Source organism: Bacillus sp. ME78 (genome assembly GCF_903970865.1).
In the GTDB taxonomy this organism is placed as follows: Bacteria; Bacillota; Bacilli; order Bacillales; family Bacillaceae_G; genus Bacillus_A; species Bacillus_A cereus.
Genome location: NZ_CAJCKK010000014.1, coordinates 105,426 through 124,635, shown reverse-complemented (window position 1 = coordinate 124,635; position 19,210 = coordinate 105,426). Strand labels below are relative to the sequence as shown.

Here is a 19,210-nt window from a genome sequence, read left to right as displayed (position 1 = left end):
ATTAATCGAATATTTAGTTTTTTAAGGGGGACAACAATGCAGTTACAAATAAATGGAAAGTTAATGAATCAGCTTGCAATTTTTTTTAGTACGATCGTCATGCTTCAGTTTGTAGCTGATATAACAGGACTTACAAGCAATCTAGATATTACGTATAACTTAATTAATACAGCAGCTTCTTATATAACATTTAGTTTGGCGGTTATTTTTACTTTAATAGGTGCAAGAAGAGAATTAAGTAAATATGCAATTATTTTATTATGTTCAGTGGTAGGTATTAAAGCAATTTATTTTGCGGTGTTCGTTATCTTATGGGGATTGGCAGGTACACCGTAAAGGGGAGGATGATTATATGTAATGATAATAAGAGCGTAATTCTCGATGTTAACTTAGGGAATTACGCTCTTATTCGTTTGATTATTTAGTCTGAAATTGTTTGAAACGCTTTTCTACACCGCTCTCTTCTTTGCAACCTTCTTCTATATTTTTTTCTATCACGTTTTACTCCTTGTATATACATGATTAAGCTAACGAGAAGGAAGAAAGTGCATTGCATCGTTAAAATATACGGAGACATGCCATGCAACGGTTGTTTTGGGTCATATAAATGAAAAGGCGCTCCGCCTATTGTAGGGAATATCGTATTTAGCAGGACGTATGGAATGGAGGCAACTGCAAATGGGAAAAGAATCGCCATATAGTCCTTTTGTGACCACGCAGATGCTGCAAGTCCTAAAAGGGCCATTAAACCTGCAAATAAAAAATTAATTCCGATATATACAGCAATGTAAGTGAGGGGAGATTCGTAATATAAGTTTGCAAACATCCCATTATCATTTATAATGCCTGAACCAGCAGTCGGTTCTCCGTCTGGAATGGTTAATTTGCAAAATAATAACGATAAGATGAATGGAAATGTATAAAGAAATCCGCCACAAAAGAATGTAACGATATATTTCGTTACTGAATAAGGGAACAAAGAAATCCCTTTACTTACAAACGGTTTAAAACCATCTGATTTATCCGAATTGTAACTTGTACTAAAGGGGAAACTAGCAATAACGGGCATTAATAATAAATAAACATCCATTTCATTGTCGCGAAATCCAATCCATTTAACAGCTGTTGTTACAAAGGCATCCGTTCCATCCCCAATGTAACGAATTACATAATAATAATGGTAAATAAAAATAAGAGCTAGTCCACTAAACATAATAATTAAAGAAACACGATTACAAAAAGCTTGCTTTATATTTAAACGAAGCGCACGCATCATGACTGAAAAAGCCTCCACTATTTTGATAAACTTGTCTATTTTCTATATTACTATTAATTGTAAAGATTTTCTTGTTTTTTTATTTGATTATTTGAAAAAGAGGAATTTTGTTGTTGTGAAGTAAGGTTTAGCTGAAAGGGATTTTTCTAAAATATGGTTGACAATTAAGTATTACATTTGTAATCTTAATTATAGATTACAAATGTAATACTTAGGAGTGAAACATACGATGACAAATCAATTACCTAAAATATCTGAAGCGGAATTAGAAATTATGAAAGTACTTTGGTCGAGTTCTCCGCAAACAGCGAATGAAATTATAGAAGAACTGGAAGATGCAATGGACTGGAAACCGAAAACAATCCGCACATTAATTAATCGATTAGTACAAAAAGAAGCCGTTTCTTATCATCAAGATAAAGGGCGAATGTATGCTTATTATCCGTTAGTATCACAAGATAATTATTTGCAAGTGGAAACGAAATCTTTACTAAAGCGTTTTTGCGGTGCAGCGTTTAAACCGTTACTTGTTAATTTTTTAAAAGAGGAAAAATTGTCTTCAGAAGATATTAATGAACTGAAACGCATTTTAGATGAGAAGACAGAGGAGAATAAGAGGAAGGATCGATAAAAATGATAAACACGCTTATAAATGTATACCTTCCTCATTTTTTTGATTGGCTTATAGAAACGTCACTTATGGCCAGCATATTAGTTGGATTTATTTTATGTATAAAAGTTCTATTTAGAAATAAATTAACACCCCGGTGGCAATATATGTTGTGGATCGTATTAATGATAAGACTCCTTTTACCATGGTCGCCAGATAGCTCTTATAGCATTTACTCATTACTTTCCTATAGTTCTAGTGTATCGGAAGTTATTCCAAAAAATATGCCGGCTACTGAGAATATAGTGAACATAGAAAGCGACCGTAAAGTGGAATTGGAATCAAATCCTAAAATGGTGACAAAAACTAGCGAACCGGAAGTAGAAGTCAGTTCGGAAAAACAGACTACATTTTCTTTATACAAACTTGCTTTGTATGTGTGGCTAGCTGGGGTAATTGTATTAGCAGCCATCACGTTTCTTACAAATAGACGGTTATATTCGTACATAAAGAAACAACCGGATATTACGGATGAACAGGTCATTACAGTGTTTGATCGCTGTAAGCAGTCTATGAAAATGAAGAAGGCAGTTTCATTACGTCTAGCAGGAAAGATTGCGAGCCCAACTGTGTTTAGTTTCTTTCGTCCGAAAGTATTACTATCAAAAAAACATATGAAAGTATTAAATGAGCAACAATTACAATATGTCTTTTACCATGAGTTAGCTCATATTAAGAGAAAAGATGTAGCTGTAAATTGGATTATGTACAGTTTAATCCTATTAAATTGGTTCAATCCAATTCTTTGTTACGCCTATTTTTGTATGCGAGAAGATCAAGAATTGGCATGTGATGCATATGCGCTTACTTTCATAGATAAAGAGGAGCAAATTGCATACGGGCATACAATTATTACCCTTCTAGAACATTATTCCTATCAAGTACCAAGCCTAGTAAATTTAAGTAGAAATAAACGAACACTAAAAAGGAGAATCATTATGATTAAAAAATTCCAAAAGAAATCGTATCGTCTTTCTTTACTCGGAGTGATTGCTATAGCAGCTATAGCGGGCGGATTTTTATTAAATGCAAGGATAACTGAGGGAGATGAAAGACAGAAAGAAAAAGTTGTAGAAAAAAAGCAATCTAAAGCGGCATTTGAAAAAGCGATAGAAACAGTATTAGGTACACCGGAGAATGCAAGTAGAGAATGGGGTATGTCAATAACGTCATATAAAAAGAATACAGATTTTTTGTATTTGGCAGAAAAGAATTTTACAAAAGAAGAATTTGAGCAGTATGTTCAATTATTTAAAGAAGCTAAAGAAATTCATAAAAAAGCAATGGTTAATAAAAAAGTACCTGAGAATTATGATAGAGATACAAAGGAATTTAAACGTGAACGTTTGAATAAAGCTGATCAAGAAAGATTAGCTAGTATTGAGAAGAAATTAGTTCCACTTTCGGAAAGGGTGGAGAAGTCTTTAACGTATACTATAGAAGAAGCGAAAGAACATGTACCGTATCAAATTAAGCAGCCGACTTATATACCTGAAGGTTATGAATTAAAGAGGGAATGGGCTGACTCATATTTTGGAAGAGATGTAGAATTAGTTGTTAAATCAGAATATACAAATGGAAAATATGGTTTTACAATTTACCAATCAAGGATTTATGCAGGTGGTAATAAGGATCCACTTCACTACATGATGCCTGGAGAAGAGAATCTAGAAAGTTATAATTTAGACGGGAAAGGAATGGTCTATAATAAATCTTCTCATGGAGAGGGTAAGTTAAAAGGGCTCAAAATGTTTGTACCAGAACACGGAAAGAATAGTGAGTATCAGATTGTCATAGTGAATGATATTTTTACAAGAGATACAAAGATATACGAAGAGATAATCGATGATGAGCTAACTAAGAAAGAAATGGAGAAAATATTACTTTCTATGTCAAAATAATAGACAGTGTTCTTAAACTTTTAGTTTTAAGAACACTGTCTATTTTATTAAATTTCTAGTGGGATCTAGCCAGCAATTATTATGAATATATTCTAGCTTTCCATACAAGTATACTTTTTGATACACTATGGACAGTATGATATAACTTGACTGAAATCTTTTATACTGGAAATAATAAAAAGAGAACTTGTATAGAATGTAAGCGTGTGGTAATATCAAAGATGTACTGATTGACTATATTATCCAATTGGTCATTTTTGGAGGTGATGATGTGGCAATAGATCGAAAACGTTCTATTATTGAGGCTGCAACAAAGTCTTTTTCAGCGTTCGGTTATAAAGCAACAACGATGGATCAAGTAGCGAAGTTAGCGAATGTAGGAAAAGGAACGATTTATACTTTTTTCAAAAATAAAGAAGAGCTATTTGGTGAAATTATTTCTAATTTAATTACAGAAATGAAGCAAGTTGCAGAAAGTGCAATTCGTTCAGATGTTTCATTTTTTGAAAATGTACATAGAGCATTATATAGCATCTTGGAATTTAGAAAAGAACATCAGCTCATGATTAAATTAATTCAAGAAGAGCGCGATATGGGAACGAAAGAAGTACAAGAAGTTATGCAACAAGTTGATGTGGAAATCGTTTCTGTTATTCAATCGTATTTAAAGATTGCGATTGAAAAAGGTGAAATTAGCAAATGTGATCCAGAAATTACAGCATTTATTATGCTTCGTCTATATGTATCGCTTATTTTTGATTGGGAAAAAAATCATGAACCGCTAGAAAAAGAAAAAATTGCAGAGTTATTTGAACTTTATTTACTAAAAGGATTGTCAAACTAAGATAATCCTTTTAATTTTATAAAAAATGACCGAATGAACAATGCGGTCATATATTTAAGTTAAGGGGGGGATATAGAAAAATTATAATCATAATGAGAAAAAGTTGCATAGTAATAAATTCGGGGATAAGGCATATGTATGAACAAGTATAGCCTTTTTGTTTGGGTAAAAATGACTATATGAACATTTTGGTCATTTTATAAAAGGGGGAGAAATTATGAAAGGGAATCAGTTACTTCGGAAAGAGTTCACGGAAATTATAAAAAGTAAAAAAATATTAATTCCAATTATTGCGGTCTTATTCGTACCGATTTTATATGCAGGGATGTTTTTGTGGGCCTTTTGGGATCCGTATAAACAGTTAGATGACTTACCAGTTGCAGTAGTCAATTTAGATAAAGGCGCAGTATTTGATGGGAAACCAATTGAGGTCGGGAAAGGGCTCGTTGATAATTTAAAAGATAATAAAAGTTTTAAATGGGAGTTCGTAAGTGAAAAAGAAGCAAAGAAAGGAATGGAAGGTAGAAAGTATTACATGTTAGTGCGCATTCCAGATGACTTCTCAAGTAACGCTACAACGTTACTAAAAGATAATCCAAAGCCATTAAACTTAGAGTACATTCCAAACGAAAGCTTAAACTTCTTATCTTCACAAATTGGAGGAACAGCCATTGAAAAGATTAAAATTGAAGTATCAAGCACGTTAACGAAAACATATGCAGAGAAAATGTTTGATTCTATTAAAGACGTCTCAAAAGGATTAGCAGATGGAGCGGAAGGGGCAAATAAACTACATGACGGATCAAGTGAATTGCATGATGGTTCAAGTAAAGTGACGGATGGCCTTCATACACTTCAAGGGAAATCTGGGGAGATGAAGGATGGAGTTCAGAAATTAGCAGATGGATCTAATAAATTAGTAGATGGATCAGGCAAAGTAACAAATGGTTTAAATACGTTAAATAGCAAAACAGGTGAGATGCAGACGGGTATAGGGAAATTGCAAGATGGCTCCGGAAAAGTAACAGGCGGTTTAAATACGTTAAATAGCAAAACGGGTGAATTGCGTGATGGATCTGAGAAAGTGACTGGTGGCTTGAACAAACTAGTAAGTAAATCCGGCGAATTACAAACAGGAACAACTAATCTATCAAATGGTATGGGAAAACTTGTTGAAGGGCAAAGTCAATTAGAGAAAGGTTCTCAAGCGATTCAAAAGGGATTGCAGGATTTAAATAGTAACGTACAAAATTCTGCTGCAGGATTAGAGGAAATGCAGTCGAAAGGTCCTTCTATATTGAATGCAGTAAATGAGAAAATAGATGCGGCTGGAGAGAATGTAAATCAGTTAAATGAACTTACGCAATCAACAGCAGGAGATGCCAAAAATGCAGCGCAAGAGGTAGCGAATTTACAAAAGAAAATTGAGAGTTTACCAAAAGAATATCAAGAACAGTTACAACCATTCATAACAAGTGCCGTAAAAAGCACAGCGACAGTTCAGCAAAAAGCTACTGGAGTAGCAGGTGGAACAAATAAATTAAATGAAGAAGTAAAACAATTAAAAGGCGAAATAGATCAAAAAACAAGTGGATTGCAAAATAAATTACCAAATTCAGAAGGAGTAAAAACTCTAGCAGATGGTATTGAGAAACTAACAAATGCTCAAAATGAATTTGTTAGTAAGTTTTATGGATTTGGTGAGGGATTAGATAATGCAAAAATAGGTGCCGATAAATTAAAAGATGGATCAGTTCAATTAATTGATGGGGTAACGCAATTACAAAGCGGATCAGGAAAGGTGACAGCAGGATTAGGTCAATTATCTGCAGGAGTAAATCAATTAGTAGATGGCTCAAGCAAAGTAACAGGTGGTTTAGGTACATTATCCGCAGGAGCAAATCAAATGTCAGGAGGAATAACGCAATTAGTAGACGGTTCAAGCCAAGTAACAACGGGCTTAGGTACTCTAAATGGTGGCCTAAATCAAATGTCAACAGGCTCAACCCAGCTAATCGACGGCGTAAATAAACTAGCAGACGGCTCAGGAAAAGTAACTGATGGACTAGTGAAAGTAAACGATGGTTCAGGTGAACTTGCTGAGAAACTTGGTGAAGGGGCAGAGAAAGCTGGGGAAGTAAAAGGGACAGATAAAACGTATGATATGTTTGCAAGTCCTGTAAAAGTGAAGACAGAGAAAATGGCGGAAGTTCCTAACTACGGAACTGGATTTACGCCGTATTTCTTATCACTCGGTTTATTCGTTGGGGCATTACTATTATCAATTGTATATCCATTACGTGATACAGTTGGCGTTCCGAAATCAGGATTTAGTTGGTTTATTAGTAAGTTCGGCGTGTTACTATCAGTCGGTATTATTCAAGCGATAGTAGCAGATGTCATATTACTATTCGGATTAGGTGTAGAAGTACAAAGCATTCCATACTTCATACTCTTTAGCATCGTTACAAGCTTAGCGTTTATCGCATTAATTCAATGTTTAGTAACAGCATTTGGTGATGCAGGACGTTTCATCGCCATCATCACATTAATTATTCAGCTTACAACGAGTGCCGGAACATTCCCACTAGAATTGATTCCGAAGTTTTTACAACCATTCAATGCTTGGTTACCGATGACATACTCTGTATCTGGATTGAAGGCAGTCGTATCAAGCGGAGACTTTAACTTCATGTGGCAAAACATTGGAATGCTCATGATCTTCATCGTTGTATTATCACTTGGAACAATCGCTTCATTAACTTGGGTGCATAAACGACAATTTAGAAATATTGCTGAAAATCAATCGGTAGAAGCCTAAATAAGGAACATAAAAAAGGTACCGAAATGGTGCCTTTTTTATTGGTCTTTTTTTATCACGCTATTTGTGGGCAGTAAGGCTCCCACCTCAAAATTTGGCTAGAGAAAAGAAGTTAGGTGGGAGATAGACTGCCAATAAACGCCTGATTAGTGTGGGCTAATAATCAGTGAGGCTGAACAAAACACCTACTGATTAAAGTTTCACTTTATAGGCTGAGAAATTTCATTTGTTTTTCTATTTTTACGGAAGAAGTATATAGCAATACTTATAAGGATAATTGTAGCTACAATCCAAACAAATGGACCATATTTTTCAGCAAAAGTATATAGTTTCATGTTGCTGGAAATGTCCTCTTTTGTTTTTCCTATTAGAATTTCAGAGCCACTATAACCTTCAAGTGTATCTCCTTTTTTTATGCCAAAAATAAGAACGTCTGATTTGTTTTCTATTCCGGTGTATCGGTATCCTTTACCTTTAATTGTTAATTGGGTATCATCCTTTTTTAGTGAATAGTCTTCGGCAGAAATATCTTTGCCTGACAGTGTAATTGGTTCCATTGAGAAGCGGATTTCTTTTAATGCAGGAAGAGTCTCATTGTTTAGTAAGAGTTGCTTTGCAATATGCTGCTCAGTATTAATGTTTATCCAATTTGCTTTTCGTCGTTTATATGTATTAATTTCAAGGAGTGCGAATTCTTTATTTTGAAGTTTTTCCTCTGTAATAGGTTGCGCGGTAGTTAATGTTCCTTTTAATAAAATCACACCGTCTTTTGCAGATTGAAAGGAAGTGGTTTCCTTTGTTTTCTTTAATGTATTGATAGTCCCTTTATAATCCTCTTTTCCTAAAAGAACAGCTCCTGTATGTACGGTTAAAATAAGATATAGGATGCTGAATACGATAATAGCTTTTTTCACTATTTCCCCTCCAAAGTATGTATAATTAAATTATAACATAATTTACCATAATGAATTTATTAATTTGAATAAAAAGTTACAGACGTAAAAGTAATAAATACATTAAGAGAAGTGTAGATGAAAGGAGTAAAAATGAAAAAGAAATACAGTTGTAAGAAAGTTGTACAACTGTACTTAAAGTGGATAAAATATTTTCTTCATAATGTAATGGTTGTTTTGTATCCCTTTTTCTCCTTAATTTCATCATATTTCATGTATAGCTAAATAAAAGGACAGGAATTACAACAATTTACAGAGAAACATAGAGTAGAGGGGCTGGTATGATGAAAGGAAATCTTACTTATTATTTTGTCTTAAATCCGCTAATCATATTTCTTGTTTACGCCCTTTCACCTATCTTGTTTCATAAAGAAAAATATATAAATATGAAAGATGCACTAGGAATACTTGTAGTTTACTATGTGCTAATTAGTGGGTATTACTTTATGGATGTTATTAGTAAAAGAATGAAGAAAAACGGTAAAGACAAATAAAGAGTTTTAGTACATAAAAATCGATGGAGGACAACAAAATGACTGAAAGTGAAATGAAATTTAGGGATACGACCATTCGTAACTTTTTTGATAAAGAGGACCGTCTAAAATCGATTCCAGGTCAAAAGAAGAAAAAACTAGTATTGTTAGAGTATTTAATTAGCAAGTTAAATGCGGAGAATCAGTATACGGAAAAAGAAATCAATGCATTCATCAAACAATATCATGACGATTTTTGTACGATTAGACGCGAGTTTATTGTGCAGGGGTTTATGGACAGAGAGGATAATATGTACCGTATAAATGGGAGAGAAGTGTGGACGAAGTGGGAGGAGTTAAAATAATGAATCAGCGAGGGGATCCCCGCTGATTATAAGCCTGTGCTAGTCTTGCTGTTTCTTTGTAGTAAGTCTATGAACGCTTCAACATTCGAACTTGTAATGTATCCAAGCGTTATATATTCATCTTCATAGTAAAATATTATTTTTTTGTCAAAGATTCTTCTCTTCGTTTCTATGGATAGAATTTTTTTATAATCAAATTCGGCAATGAATGTGTTTTTATATTGGCTAAAAAAGAGAAGTCTTCTATTAGTAGCAAGTAACATGCCAGGATACGGGACTTTATGCGTAATCATATAGCCAGTAAGTGAACATTTTAAAGTAGATAAAATCTTTTCTTCTTTATGTAATAGTTGTTTTGCAGCTGTTAAGATTGGATTCATTGCATACATTCCTTTTATTTTGATGTATGAATATTGTATCAAGAGTAAAAAGATTCTCAATATGCAATATTGCATATTGGACGTTTTATAGTTTTAATATTATTTTTTAAAAGAAAAAGTACGAGGTGATTCAATGATACGATTAGCAAAAGAGGCTGATGCAGAAGCAATAATGAACATTAGAAAAGAAATTATATTATCGGAAAATACTACAAAGTTTTTCATAGTATCCCCGAAGAAGTTACCGAATGATATGAATGCAGAAAGAGAAAAGATACGGAAAAGCAATGAGAAAGGAAATCTTTATATCGTGTATGAAGTAGATGGGAAGGTAGTTGGCTTTTTAATTTTCAACCGATATGAACTAGAACGGTTACAACACGCAGGCACAATGGGAATGGGGATTAAAGAGGCGTATTGTAATCAAGGCATCGGCACGAAATTAATTGAATTTCTTATTAGTTGGGCTAAAGGGCAGAAGGGTTTAGAGAAGATTTGCTTAGGTGTAGTTTCTGTTAATGATCGGGCAATTAAAGTGTACAAACGTATGGGTTTTGTAGAAGAAGGAAGACAACGAAAGCAAATTAAATATGAAGATGGATCATATGGAGATGATGTATTGATGGGCTTTTATATTAAATAAAGAATATATGGTATTAAGAAAAGGAATGTACATAACGTAAATTTCTAAAAGCAGTATATTGCCCCTGCATTAACAGACTTTTTCCTATGTATAATATTAATATAGTAAAATCATAACAACCGATATTGCAGTTTCCAATAATATACTATATAATCAATTTAAGAAAACGTTTTCATGCAAAGGGGGAGAATTTCGTGTCGACTATAGAGGACGTGGCGAAATTAGCGGGGTTATCAAGGACAACGGTTTCTAGGGTGATTAATAATCATCCATATGTTTCAGATGAGAAGAAAAAAAGGGTTCAATTAGCAATGAAGCATTTAGGCTTCGTTCCTAATTCTGCGGCGAGAAGGCTTCGTAAACAAAAAACGGAAACAATTGCGGTGCTAGTTCCAAGGATTACAAATCCTTTCTTCAGTAGATTTATTGAAGCAATCGAGATTGCTGCTTCTGAACATAAATATAAACTGATTATTTGTCAAACAAGATATTTACCGGAAAAAGAGATGGAGTATTTACAATTATTATCTACGAAGCAAGTAGATGGGATTATTCTATGTTCACTAGAAAATCCGTGGGAAGATGTAGAGCCATACTTACAGCACGGTCCAATCGTGTTATGTAATGAATATATTGAGGAAGCAAATATTCCAACAGTGAAGTTTGATCATGCGCAAGGAGCATACATAGCTGCGAAGCATGTGTTAGATCAAGGATATCGCAACCTTATTTTTTGCCGTGGTAACGAAACCAAATTAGTTAGCCAGCAGCGAAAAATGGGCTTTTTACGTGCAATAACTGAGAAGAGCCGCCAAGTAGAAGCGATTGATTTTCTTGAAAACGCTTTCTCTTGGGAAGATGGAAAACGAATATTCCATGAAGTATTAAAGGACAAAAAAAATCCTACCGCGATTTTGGCAGGAGGCGATGAGGTAGCAGCTGGAATTATCTCAGAGGCGAAGCACCATAACTGGAGCATTCCAGATGATCTCGCTGTTATCGGTTTTGATAATCAAATATTATCGCAGATTACAGAACCAGGTATTACGACAATTGAACAGCCAATTGATGAAATGGCCCGAAAAGTTGTCGACCTGATGATGGATAAAATCCATACGAAAAATTATCGAAAAAAAGAATTGTATGAGTTTGAACTGGAGCTCTTGGTGAAAGGTTCAACGATGAAGGATAAGATGTTATTAGCCTAGTAGACTATGTCTGCTAGGTTTTTTTATGTTCACAAACTATTATTCTTCGTGAACGCAATCGTCACATTTGTTATGGTATGCTTCGTGTTGCTCATCAATTTCTTTCCCACAGTGCGCACAAGTTTTCGTCGGTAAATTTCTGAAAAACTCCATTGGTTGATCGATCATGTCAATCCCTCCATTTCCATTTCTTACTATCATTGTATTAGTACAAAAAATAAAAGTCAACAACTGTTTTATAACAAAATTGAAAATTAATGAAAAAGTTTAGGAAATGGATTATAGTTAACAATGTAGGATGTAAGTAAAAAACTTTCTCAAGTACGGAGAAAAACTGCATTCCTACTCGGTTTTAGAAAGGATGGATACATATGAAAATGACTGTTGTCGGCTTTTGGGGCGGCTTTCCAGAAGCGGGAGAAGCAACGTCGGGGTATTTGTTTGAACACGATGGTTTTCGTTTACTTGTAGACTGTGGTAGTGGTGTACTAGCACAGCTTCAAAAATATATAACACCATCTGATATAGATGCAGTTGTACTGTCACACTATCATCACGATCATGTTGCGGACATTGGGGTATTGCAATATGCGAGATTAATTACGAGTGCGACAACAAGGCAACTACCGGAATTACCAATATACGGTCATACGTTTGACGAGAATGGATTCCATTCTTTAACACATGAACGACATACGAAAGGAATCGCGTACAATCCAGAAGAAACACTTCAAGTTGGACCGTTCTCGATTTCGTTCTTAAAAACTGTTCATCCTGTTACATGCTTTGCGATGCGTATTACAGCTGGAGATGATGCTGTAGTATACAGCGCTGATTCAAGTTATATTCCTGAATTCATTCCATTCACAAAAGATGCTGATCTTTTCATTTGTGAGTGTAATATGTATGCACATCAAGAGGCTGCAAAAGCAGGGCATATGAATAGTACAGAAGTAGCAAGTATTGCAAAAGATGCGAATGTAAAAGAACTTTTATTAACGCACTTACCGCATACAGGCAACCCATCTGATTTAGTAACAGAAGCAAAACAAATTTTCAGTGGCCATATTACGCTAGCGCATAGTGGCTACGTATGGAACTCATGAGGTGATACGATGTTATTTATTGATAATAAAGGAATTACAGATCCTAGAATAAACTTAGCGATCGAAGAATATTGTGTGAAGAATTTAGATATTAACGAAACATATTTACTGTTCTACATTAATGAGCCTTCGATTATCATTGGTAAAAATCAAAACACAGTAGAAGAAATTAATGCAGATTACGTAAAAGAAAAAGGTATTCATGTCGTTCGTCGTCTATCAGGCGGAGGCGCAGTATATCATGATTTAGGAAACTTAAACTTCAGTTTTATTACGAAAGATGATGGAGACAGTTTCAGCAACTTCAAAAAATTCACAGAGCCTGTAACGAAAGCGCTTAGTAAATTAGGTGTAAATGCAGAACTAAGTGGTCGTAACGACATTTTAGCTGAAGGTAGAAAAATTTCAGGTAACGCGCAGTTCTCAACGAAAGGTCGTATGTTCAGCCACGGTACGTTACTATTTGACTCTGAAATCGATCACGTCGTATCAGCGTTAAAAGTAAAAATGGATAAGATTCAATCAAAAGGTATTAAATCAATCCGTAGCCGCGTTGCGAACATTACAGAGTTCCTAAACGAAGAAATGACGACAGAAGAGTTCAGACAACTTCTTCTAGAAACAATTTTCGAAGGAGAAACAGAAATCCCAACGTACGAATTAACAGAAAATGATTGGAAAGAGATCCACAAACTTTCTGAAGAACGTTACCAAAATTGGGATTGGAACTACGGAAAATCACCGAAGTTCAACTTACAACATTCACACCGCTTCCCAGTTGGACAAGTTGATGTTCGTCTTGAAGTGAAAAAAGGAACAGTAACAGAATGTAAAATTTACGGCGACTTCTTCGGTTCACTAGATGTTCATGATATTGAAGAGCGTCTAACAGGCGTTCAGTTCGATAAAGATGCATTCACTGCAGCTTTAGAAGGCGTAGATATCGCACGCTACTTCGGTAACATTACAACAGAAGATTTCTTACATCTATTCTTCTAAAAATGAGGGAGGCTGCCATAAAGGCAGCCTCTTTCTTTTTATAGTTTTGTCGATATAATTCCATTTACCACAAAATGTATACTTACAGGACATCTGCCTCTTATAAAGGAATATATATATGAAAAGGAGGCGGATCGATATGAAAAGGGTCATACACATTGTAATATTGCTCGGATTCGTCATTGGGATTGCAGCGTGTAACAGTGAAACTTCCTCAAGTCGTACCCTTTTATCTATCGGAAAGCCAGCGCGGGATAATGTTATATATTTTACGCATACAGATAACAAACGAAAGATACAGGATATACAGGACAGGTTTCAAAATAAGGAATGGAAAAGAAATGAAACATTCAGCACTGTTAATAAAACGCCAGATGTCGTCTTATCAATAGATGAAAACAATAAAGGGTTACCGACGTTATATGTTACCGTGTATTTTCATGAAAATGGAGCGGACGTTTTGAATTTGTATGGAGAGTATACGAACTTAAATAAAGAGGAACTTAATAAACTTAGAGAAAAGATGAATGCATATTATCCTAAAATGATTTCTGGTCTAGTTTCATAAATTACTTGCGAACAAAATTCCCTTATCTTTCCAAAGTAAACCAAGAGAAGGTGATCTGTCTATATGCAGTTAATAGAATATCACTTGCCACTTTAATTTTCTTTTAATATAATTAATTTAGAATTTTTAAATATTCTAAATTTTATAAAGGTGGGGTTTTTGTGAATCTCGTTCAATCTTTGGCTGAAACGGCAAAAAAGAAGGGGGATAAACTGGCTTATATATTTATGGATCAGTCGGTCTCATATGACCAATTAAACAAAATGGTCACAAGGTTTTCTAGCAATTTAGCAGAAATGGGCATTGGAAAAGGGGACAATGTCGCATTAGTTGTTGGGAACTCACCACATTTTTTGATCGGTTTATACGGAACAATGAAAGCCGGAGCAACTGTTATTCCAGTTAATCCAATTTATACAGCAGACGAAATGCATTATATTTTACAAAATGGAGATGTAAAAACAATCATCGTACTCGACGTCCTTCTACCTGTTATACAATCTCTTACAACAAGACTTCCTTCATTAGAAAACATCATCATATGCGAAACCTCATCAGATTTTAACCATACAGAAACCGAAAAAATGAAAACGTTTACTAGTTTTGTGGGGGCTGGAGACTTACAATACGAAGGCCCTGAACTAGATGAAGAAGATGTAGCGGTTATCCTATACACTTCAGGTACAACTGGAAAACCAAAAGGCGCTATGTTAACACATAAAAATTTATATAGTAATGCGAATGATGTTGCGTCTTATTTACAATTTACTGCTGACGATCGCGTCGTTGCGGCACTGCCAATGTTCCATGTGTTCTGTTTAACAGTTGCGGTAAATGCACCGATTGTGAACGGGGCAACGATTTTAATGTTACCGAAATTTAGTCCGAAAGAAGTATTCCGTATTTGTCGTACGTACGAACCAACGATCTTTGCTGGCGTACCGACGATGTACAATTATTTATATTTATTTGAAGAAGCAAGCGCAGAGGATGTGAAGACGCTTCGCCTTTGTATTTCTGGTGGCGCATCGATGCCTGTTGCTCTTCTGCAAAACTTTGAAAAACGTTTTAACGTTATTGTTTCAGAAGGATACGGTTTATCAGAGGCATCACCAGTTACTTGTTTCAACCCGCTAGATCGTCCTCGTAAACCAGGATCAATTGGCACAAATATTTGGCATGTAGAAAATAAAATTGTAAATGAACTTGGGGAAGAAGTACCTGTCGGCGCAGTCGGCGAATTAATCGTTCGCGGACCTAACGTTATGAAAGGATACTATAATGCACCAGAAGATACAGCTGCGACATTGAAAGACGGCTGGCTATATACAGGTGACTTAGCGAAAATGGATGAAGAAGGTTACTTCTATATCGTTGATCGTAAAAAAGATATCGTCTTAGTTGGCGGTTATAACGTATACCCTCGTGAAGTAGAAGAAGTATTATATACGCACGAATCAGTAGCGGAAGTTGTTGTAATCGGTGTTCCTGATGAAAACTTAGGAGAAGCAGTGCGAGCTTACGTCGTTCTGAAACAAACGAACGTAACAGAAGAAGAACTAATGCATTACTGTACGTTACATTTAGCGAAATATAAAGTGCCGAAAAGCATTGAGTTTTTAATAGAATTACCGAAGAATACGACTGGTAAGTTGTTAAGAAGAGCATTGAGAGAGAAAGCGATGCAAGTGTAAAAATGAGGCAACCATCTTTGAAGGTGGTTGCCTCATTTTTTTGTGCATTGATTAAGCTGTGGTGCCATATATTTAAAGCTTCATATGACCAACAAGGAGGAGATATACATAGAACAGAAGGGATTAACGCTTACGGCGAGTGCAATATCTTATTTGTGAAATTATGGATGAACTCTGAAAATGATAAGAACGGTAATTTTAATCAAAATGGAGTAATGAACCGTGAATCAATGGCTACGGTGTTAGTAAATGCATATAAATTAGAATGGAATGGAAATAGTAAGTTACCAAAAGAATTTGCTGATTTGAAAAATCATTGGGCTCGAAGTATGCCAATATTTTAGTTTAGTAAGAAAATCCAAATTCCAAGTTGACACATATGAATTACAGAATTAAAATGAAAAGAAATCGAATACAATACATTAGAAGCTAATCAGATAAACTGAAGGCGCACAATGTTCACATTTGTGAATACATTGTGTGCCTTTTTCTATTGTATAAACTAAGGGGGCTTAACGATGAAAAAGTGGGGTAAGACAGCGTTTATGAAAAGTACAGGTGTTTTATTATCAGCAGTTGTACTTTTATCAGGGTGTGGTTCGGCAACATCCACTAGTAATTCTGAAGGAAGTGGAGATAAAAAAACAGTTGAGCTTTTAAATGTTTCTTATGATCCAACGAGGGAGTTATATCAAGATTTTAATAAAGATTTTGCGAAGTATTGGAAAGAGAAGCATGGGCAAACAGTAAATGTAAAACAATCACATGGGGGATCTGGAAGTCAAGCGCGCTCTGTTATTGATGGCTTAGAAGCAGACGTTGTTACACTAGCACTTGCTTATGATATTGATGCCATTAGCAAGAAAAAACAATTAGCAGAAGATTGGCAGAAGCGACTTGCGAATAATTCCACTCCATACACGTCAACAATTGTATTTCTTGTTCGAAAGGGAAACCCGAAAGGAATTAAAGACTGGGATGATTTAACGAAAAAAGGTGTGTCTGTCATTACACCAAATCCAAAAACATCAGGCGGAGCACGTTGGAACTATTTAGCGGCGTGGGGATACGCATTGAAAAAATATAATAATAGTGAAGATAAGGCGAAAGAGTTTGTTAGCCAAATTTATAAAAACGTAGAAGTATTAGATTCAGGAGCGCGCGGAGCAACGACAACATTTGTTGAAAAAGGAATTGGTGACGTATTAATCGCATGGGAAAATGAAGCGTTATTATCTCAAAAAGAGCTTGGAAAAGATAAATTTGAAATTGTAACCCCTTCTATTAGTGTACTTGCAGAACCACCAGTAGCGGTTGTAGATAAAGTCGTTGATAAAAAAGGAACGAAAAAAGTAGCAGAAGGGTATCTTGAATATTTGTACTCAGAAAAAGGACAGGAAATTGCGGCGAAAAACTTTTATCGTCCGCGTAATGAAAAAGTAGCAGAAAAATATGCATCCCAATTTCCGAAAGTTCAATTATTTACAGTAGATGAACTATTTGGTGGTTGGAAAAAAGCACAAGAAAAACACTTTAATGACGGCGGCGTATTCGATAAAATTTATCAAAAATAATGCACTGCTAAAGGGGGATGAGGTGAAAGAGGATGAGGAAGAAGCGTGTTTTACCAGGGTTTAGATTATCGCTTGGATTTACAATGTTGTACATGAGTTTATTCGTACTTATACCACTTTCTATCGTATTTATTCAAACTTCACAGTTAGGTTGGAAGAAGTTCGCTGGGGTTATAACGAACGAGCGTGTGTTGCATTCCTATCAAGTTAGTTTTACAACTTCATTTGCAGCTGCTATTGTAAATGCCATTTTCGGTTTATTAATAGCTTGGGTGCTCGTACGCTACAAATTTCCAGGGAAACGACTATTAGATGGACTTATTGATTTACCGTTTGCACTTCCGACAGCTGTAGCTGGTATTACACTTACAACGCTTTATGCGGAAAATGGATGGATTGGGAAAATATTTAGTCTGTTTCATATAAAAGTAGCTTTTACACCACTCGGAATTATCGTTGCGCTTACTTTTATCGGTTTACCATTTGTCGTTCGAATGGTGCAACCAGTGCTGCAAAATATTGATAAAGAAGTAGAAGAGGCGGCTTCGAGTTTAGGTGCATCCCGCTTGCAAATATTTGTGAAAATCATTTTACCAGAGATCTTTCCCGCTCTTCTTGCCGGTTTTTCACTTGCATTTGCAAGAGCATTAGGAGAATACGGATCTGTCGTTTTCATCGCAGGTAATATGCCGATGAAAACAGAAATTGCACCACTGATGATTATGACGAAACTAGAACAATATGATTACGCGGGGGCAACAGCTGTAGCGACCGTGATGCTTATTATTTCTCTCCTTTTCCTTCTTCTTATTAATATGATTCAAAGCTGGAGTAGAAGGCATGAACTAAAAAATGAATAGGAGGAGAGAAAATGGAACCAACATTATTAGAAAAGAAAATAGTAAAAAGCGTATCAGCTAAAAAAGAATCTAAGCTTGTACCAGGCATATTAATTACGATTACAGTTTTATTTTTATCTCTCTTTCTATTACTGCCACTCATAACTATTTTTCTAAAAGCCTTTGAAAGAGGGATGGATGTATACATTGCCGCTATTACAGATCAAGAAGCATTTTCAGCAATTAGATTAACGCTTCTCGTTGCGTTAATCGTTGTGCCGCTTAATACGATATTTGGGGTAGCGGCCGCATGGCTTATTACAAAGTTTCAGTTTAAAGGAAAACAAGTATTACTCTCTCTTATTGAACTGCCGTTTGCTGTGTCACCAGTTATCGCAGGATTAGTATTCGTTTTACTTTTCACACCGAGGGGTGCTCTTGGCGAATGGCTACTTGAACATGGAGTGAAACTCATTTTCTCTGTACCAGGCATTATTATCGCAACAATCTTTGTAACCCTCCCGTTCGTTGCACGTGAATTAATTCCGATTATGCAGGCGCAAGGGAAAAGTGAAGAAGAGGCAGCTTTATCACTTGGCGCAAGTGGCTGGAAAATGTTTTGGCGCGTTACGCTTCCAAATATAAAATGGGGTCTTTTATACGGCATGATTCTATGTAATGCCCGTGCTATCGGTGAGTTTGGAGCCGTTTCTGTCGTATCAGGTCACGTGCGCGGTATTACGAATACGATGCCGCTTCATATTGAAATTTTGTACAATGAATATCAATTTTCAGCAGCATTTGCAGTAGCGACGTTAATGTCATTAATTGCAGTGTTTACACTCGTTATAAAAAACTGGATTGAATGGCGAATGGAAAAACGACAATAAGAGGGG

21 protein-coding genes are annotated in these 19,210 nt (G+C 35.4%); 17 read left to right on the top strand and 4 right to left on the bottom strand.

Annotated features, from left to right (window positions below):
- The first annotated feature begins 36 nt into the window (after window positions 1-36).
- Window positions 37-336: a hypothetical protein gene (locus H6481_RS16875; protein WP_001176841.1), complete on the top strand. Its 300-nt coding sequence runs from the start codon at window positions 37-39 to the stop codon at window positions 334-336.
- A gap of 85 nt (window positions 337-421) precedes the next feature.
- Here the strand turns inward: H6481_RS16875 and H6481_RS16870 are convergent, their stop codons facing one another.
- The gene (locus tag H6481_RS16870) at window positions 422-1,276 is read right to left on the bottom strand and encodes a hypothetical protein (RefSeq protein WP_182812431.1); all 855 of its coding nucleotides are present in this window, start codon (window positions 1,274-1,276) and stop codon (window positions 422-424) included.
- Between the two features lie 229 nt (window positions 1,277-1,505).
- Here H6481_RS16870 and H6481_RS16865 point away from each other — a divergent pair, with 229 nt between their 5' ends.
- From H6481_RS16865 to H6481_RS16850, 4 genes are all read left to right on the top strand, one after another.
- Entirely contained in the window at window positions 1,506-1,907 is a 402-nt protein-coding gene (locus H6481_RS16865; protein WP_000184509.1) for a BlaI/MecI/CopY family transcriptional regulator, read from the top strand.
- Window positions 1,908-1,909: 2 nt separating this feature from the next.
- The gene (locus H6481_RS16860; protein WP_182812428.1) at window positions 1,910-3,847 is read left to right on the top strand and encodes a M56 family metallopeptidase; all 1,938 of its coding nucleotides are present in this window, start codon (window positions 1,910-1,912) and stop codon (window positions 3,845-3,847) included.
- Window positions 3,848-4,118: 271 nt separating this feature from the next.
- Window positions 4,119-4,691: a TetR/AcrR family transcriptional regulator gene (locus H6481_RS16855; RefSeq protein ID WP_000963381.1), complete on the top strand. Its 573-nt coding sequence runs from the start codon at window positions 4,119-4,121 to the stop codon at window positions 4,689-4,691.
- Between the two features lie 217 nt (window positions 4,692-4,908).
- The gene (locus H6481_RS16850) at window positions 4,909-7,512 is read left to right on the top strand and encodes a YhgE/Pip domain-containing protein (protein ID WP_182812425.1); all 2,604 of its coding nucleotides are present in this window, start codon (window positions 4,909-4,911) and stop codon (window positions 7,510-7,512) included.
- Window positions 7,513-7,712: 200 nt separating this feature from the next.
- On the opposite strand, the gene H6481_RS16845 is transcribed toward H6481_RS16850, so the two are convergent.
- Window positions 7,713-8,426 carry a hypothetical protein gene (locus H6481_RS16845; RefSeq protein ID WP_000709140.1) on the bottom strand — a complete coding sequence of 238 codons (714 nt, stop codon included), beginning with the start codon at window positions 8,424-8,426 and terminating at the stop codon, window positions 7,713-7,715.
- A 320-nt stretch (window positions 8,427-8,746) separates the two neighbouring features.
- Between H6481_RS16845 and H6481_RS16840 the strand changes: the two genes are divergently transcribed.
- Entirely contained in the window at window positions 8,747-8,959 is a 213-nt protein-coding gene (locus tag H6481_RS16840; RefSeq protein ID WP_002182535.1) for a hypothetical protein, read from the top strand.
- Between the two features lie 38 nt (window positions 8,960-8,997).
- Window positions 8,998-9,303: a DUF2087 domain-containing protein gene (locus H6481_RS16835; protein ID WP_182812422.1), complete on the top strand. Its 306-nt coding sequence runs from the start codon at window positions 8,998-9,000 to the stop codon at window positions 9,301-9,303.
- 26 nt (window positions 9,304-9,329) lie between these two features.
- Here the strand turns inward: H6481_RS16835 and H6481_RS16830 are convergent, their stop codons facing one another.
- Window positions 9,330-9,683, bottom strand: coding sequence for a PH domain-containing protein (locus H6481_RS16830; RefSeq protein ID WP_182812419.1), 354 nt, complete (start codon window positions 9,681-9,683; stop codon window positions 9,330-9,332).
- A gap of 133 nt (window positions 9,684-9,816) precedes the next feature.
- On the opposite strand from H6481_RS16830, the gene H6481_RS16825 reads away from it, so the two are divergent.
- Entirely contained in the window at window positions 9,817-10,326 is a 510-nt protein-coding gene (locus H6481_RS16825; RefSeq protein ID WP_000620019.1) for a GNAT family N-acetyltransferase, read from the top strand.
- A gap of 194 nt (window positions 10,327-10,520) precedes the next feature.
- A complete protein-coding gene (locus H6481_RS16820) occupies window positions 10,521-11,534 on the top strand; it encodes a LacI family DNA-binding transcriptional regulator (RefSeq protein ID WP_000103709.1) in 1,014 nt (337 codons plus the stop codon).
- Between the two features lie 39 nt (window positions 11,535-11,573).
- Here H6481_RS16820 and yhfH read toward each other — a convergent pair whose 3' ends face one another.
- Window positions 11,574-11,702 (bottom strand): protein YhfH, encoded by a 129-nt coding sequence (gene yhfH, locus H6481_RS16815; protein ID WP_000567010.1) that lies wholly within the window; start codon window positions 11,700-11,702, stop codon window positions 11,574-11,576.
- Between the two features lie 203 nt (window positions 11,703-11,905).
- Between yhfH and H6481_RS16810 the strand changes: the two genes are divergently transcribed.
- The 8 genes from H6481_RS16810 to cysW all read left to right on the top strand — a co-directional run bounded on the left by H6481_RS16810 (window position 11,906) and on the right by cysW (window position 19,204).
- On the top strand, window positions 11,906-12,640 hold the full coding sequence (locus H6481_RS16810; RefSeq protein WP_182812416.1) for an MBL fold metallo-hydrolase: 735 nt from the start codon (window positions 11,906-11,908) through the stop codon (window positions 12,638-12,640).
- Between the two features lie 9 nt (window positions 12,641-12,649).
- Window positions 12,650-13,639, top strand: coding sequence for a lipoate--protein ligase (locus tag H6481_RS16805; RefSeq protein ID WP_000897285.1), 990 nt, complete (start codon window positions 12,650-12,652; stop codon window positions 13,637-13,639).
- A 139-nt stretch (window positions 13,640-13,778) separates the two neighbouring features.
- Window positions 13,779-14,207, top strand: a complete 429-nt coding sequence (locus tag H6481_RS16800; protein WP_000832166.1) for a hypothetical protein — start codon at window positions 13,779-13,781, stop codon at window positions 14,205-14,207.
- A gap of 161 nt (window positions 14,208-14,368) precedes the next feature.
- Window positions 14,369-15,901 carry a fatty acid--CoA ligase family protein gene (locus H6481_RS16795; RefSeq protein ID WP_182812413.1) on the top strand — a complete coding sequence of 511 codons (1,533 nt, stop codon included), beginning with the start codon at window positions 14,369-14,371 and terminating at the stop codon, window positions 15,899-15,901.
- 167 nt (window positions 15,902-16,068) lie between these two features.
- On the top strand, window positions 16,069-16,245 hold the full coding sequence (locus tag H6481_RS29135) for a hypothetical protein (RefSeq protein ID WP_002195255.1): 177 nt from the start codon (window positions 16,069-16,071) through the stop codon (window positions 16,243-16,245).
- Between the two features lie 174 nt (window positions 16,246-16,419).
- Entirely contained in the window at window positions 16,420-17,475 is a 1,056-nt protein-coding gene (locus H6481_RS16785; RefSeq protein WP_000758702.1) for a sulfate ABC transporter substrate-binding protein, read from the top strand.
- A 32-nt stretch (window positions 17,476-17,507) separates the two neighbouring features.
- Window positions 17,508-18,335 (top strand): sulfate ABC transporter permease subunit CysT, encoded by an 828-nt coding sequence (cysT, locus tag H6481_RS16780; RefSeq protein ID WP_182812410.1) that lies wholly within the window; start codon window positions 17,508-17,510, stop codon window positions 18,333-18,335.
- Window positions 18,336-18,346: 11 nt separating this feature from the next.
- Window positions 18,347-19,204: a sulfate ABC transporter permease subunit CysW gene (gene cysW, locus H6481_RS16775; protein WP_071731579.1), complete on the top strand. Its 858-nt coding sequence runs from the start codon at window positions 18,347-18,349 to the stop codon at window positions 19,202-19,204.
- The last annotated feature ends 6 nt before the right edge of the window (window positions 19,205-19,210 follow it).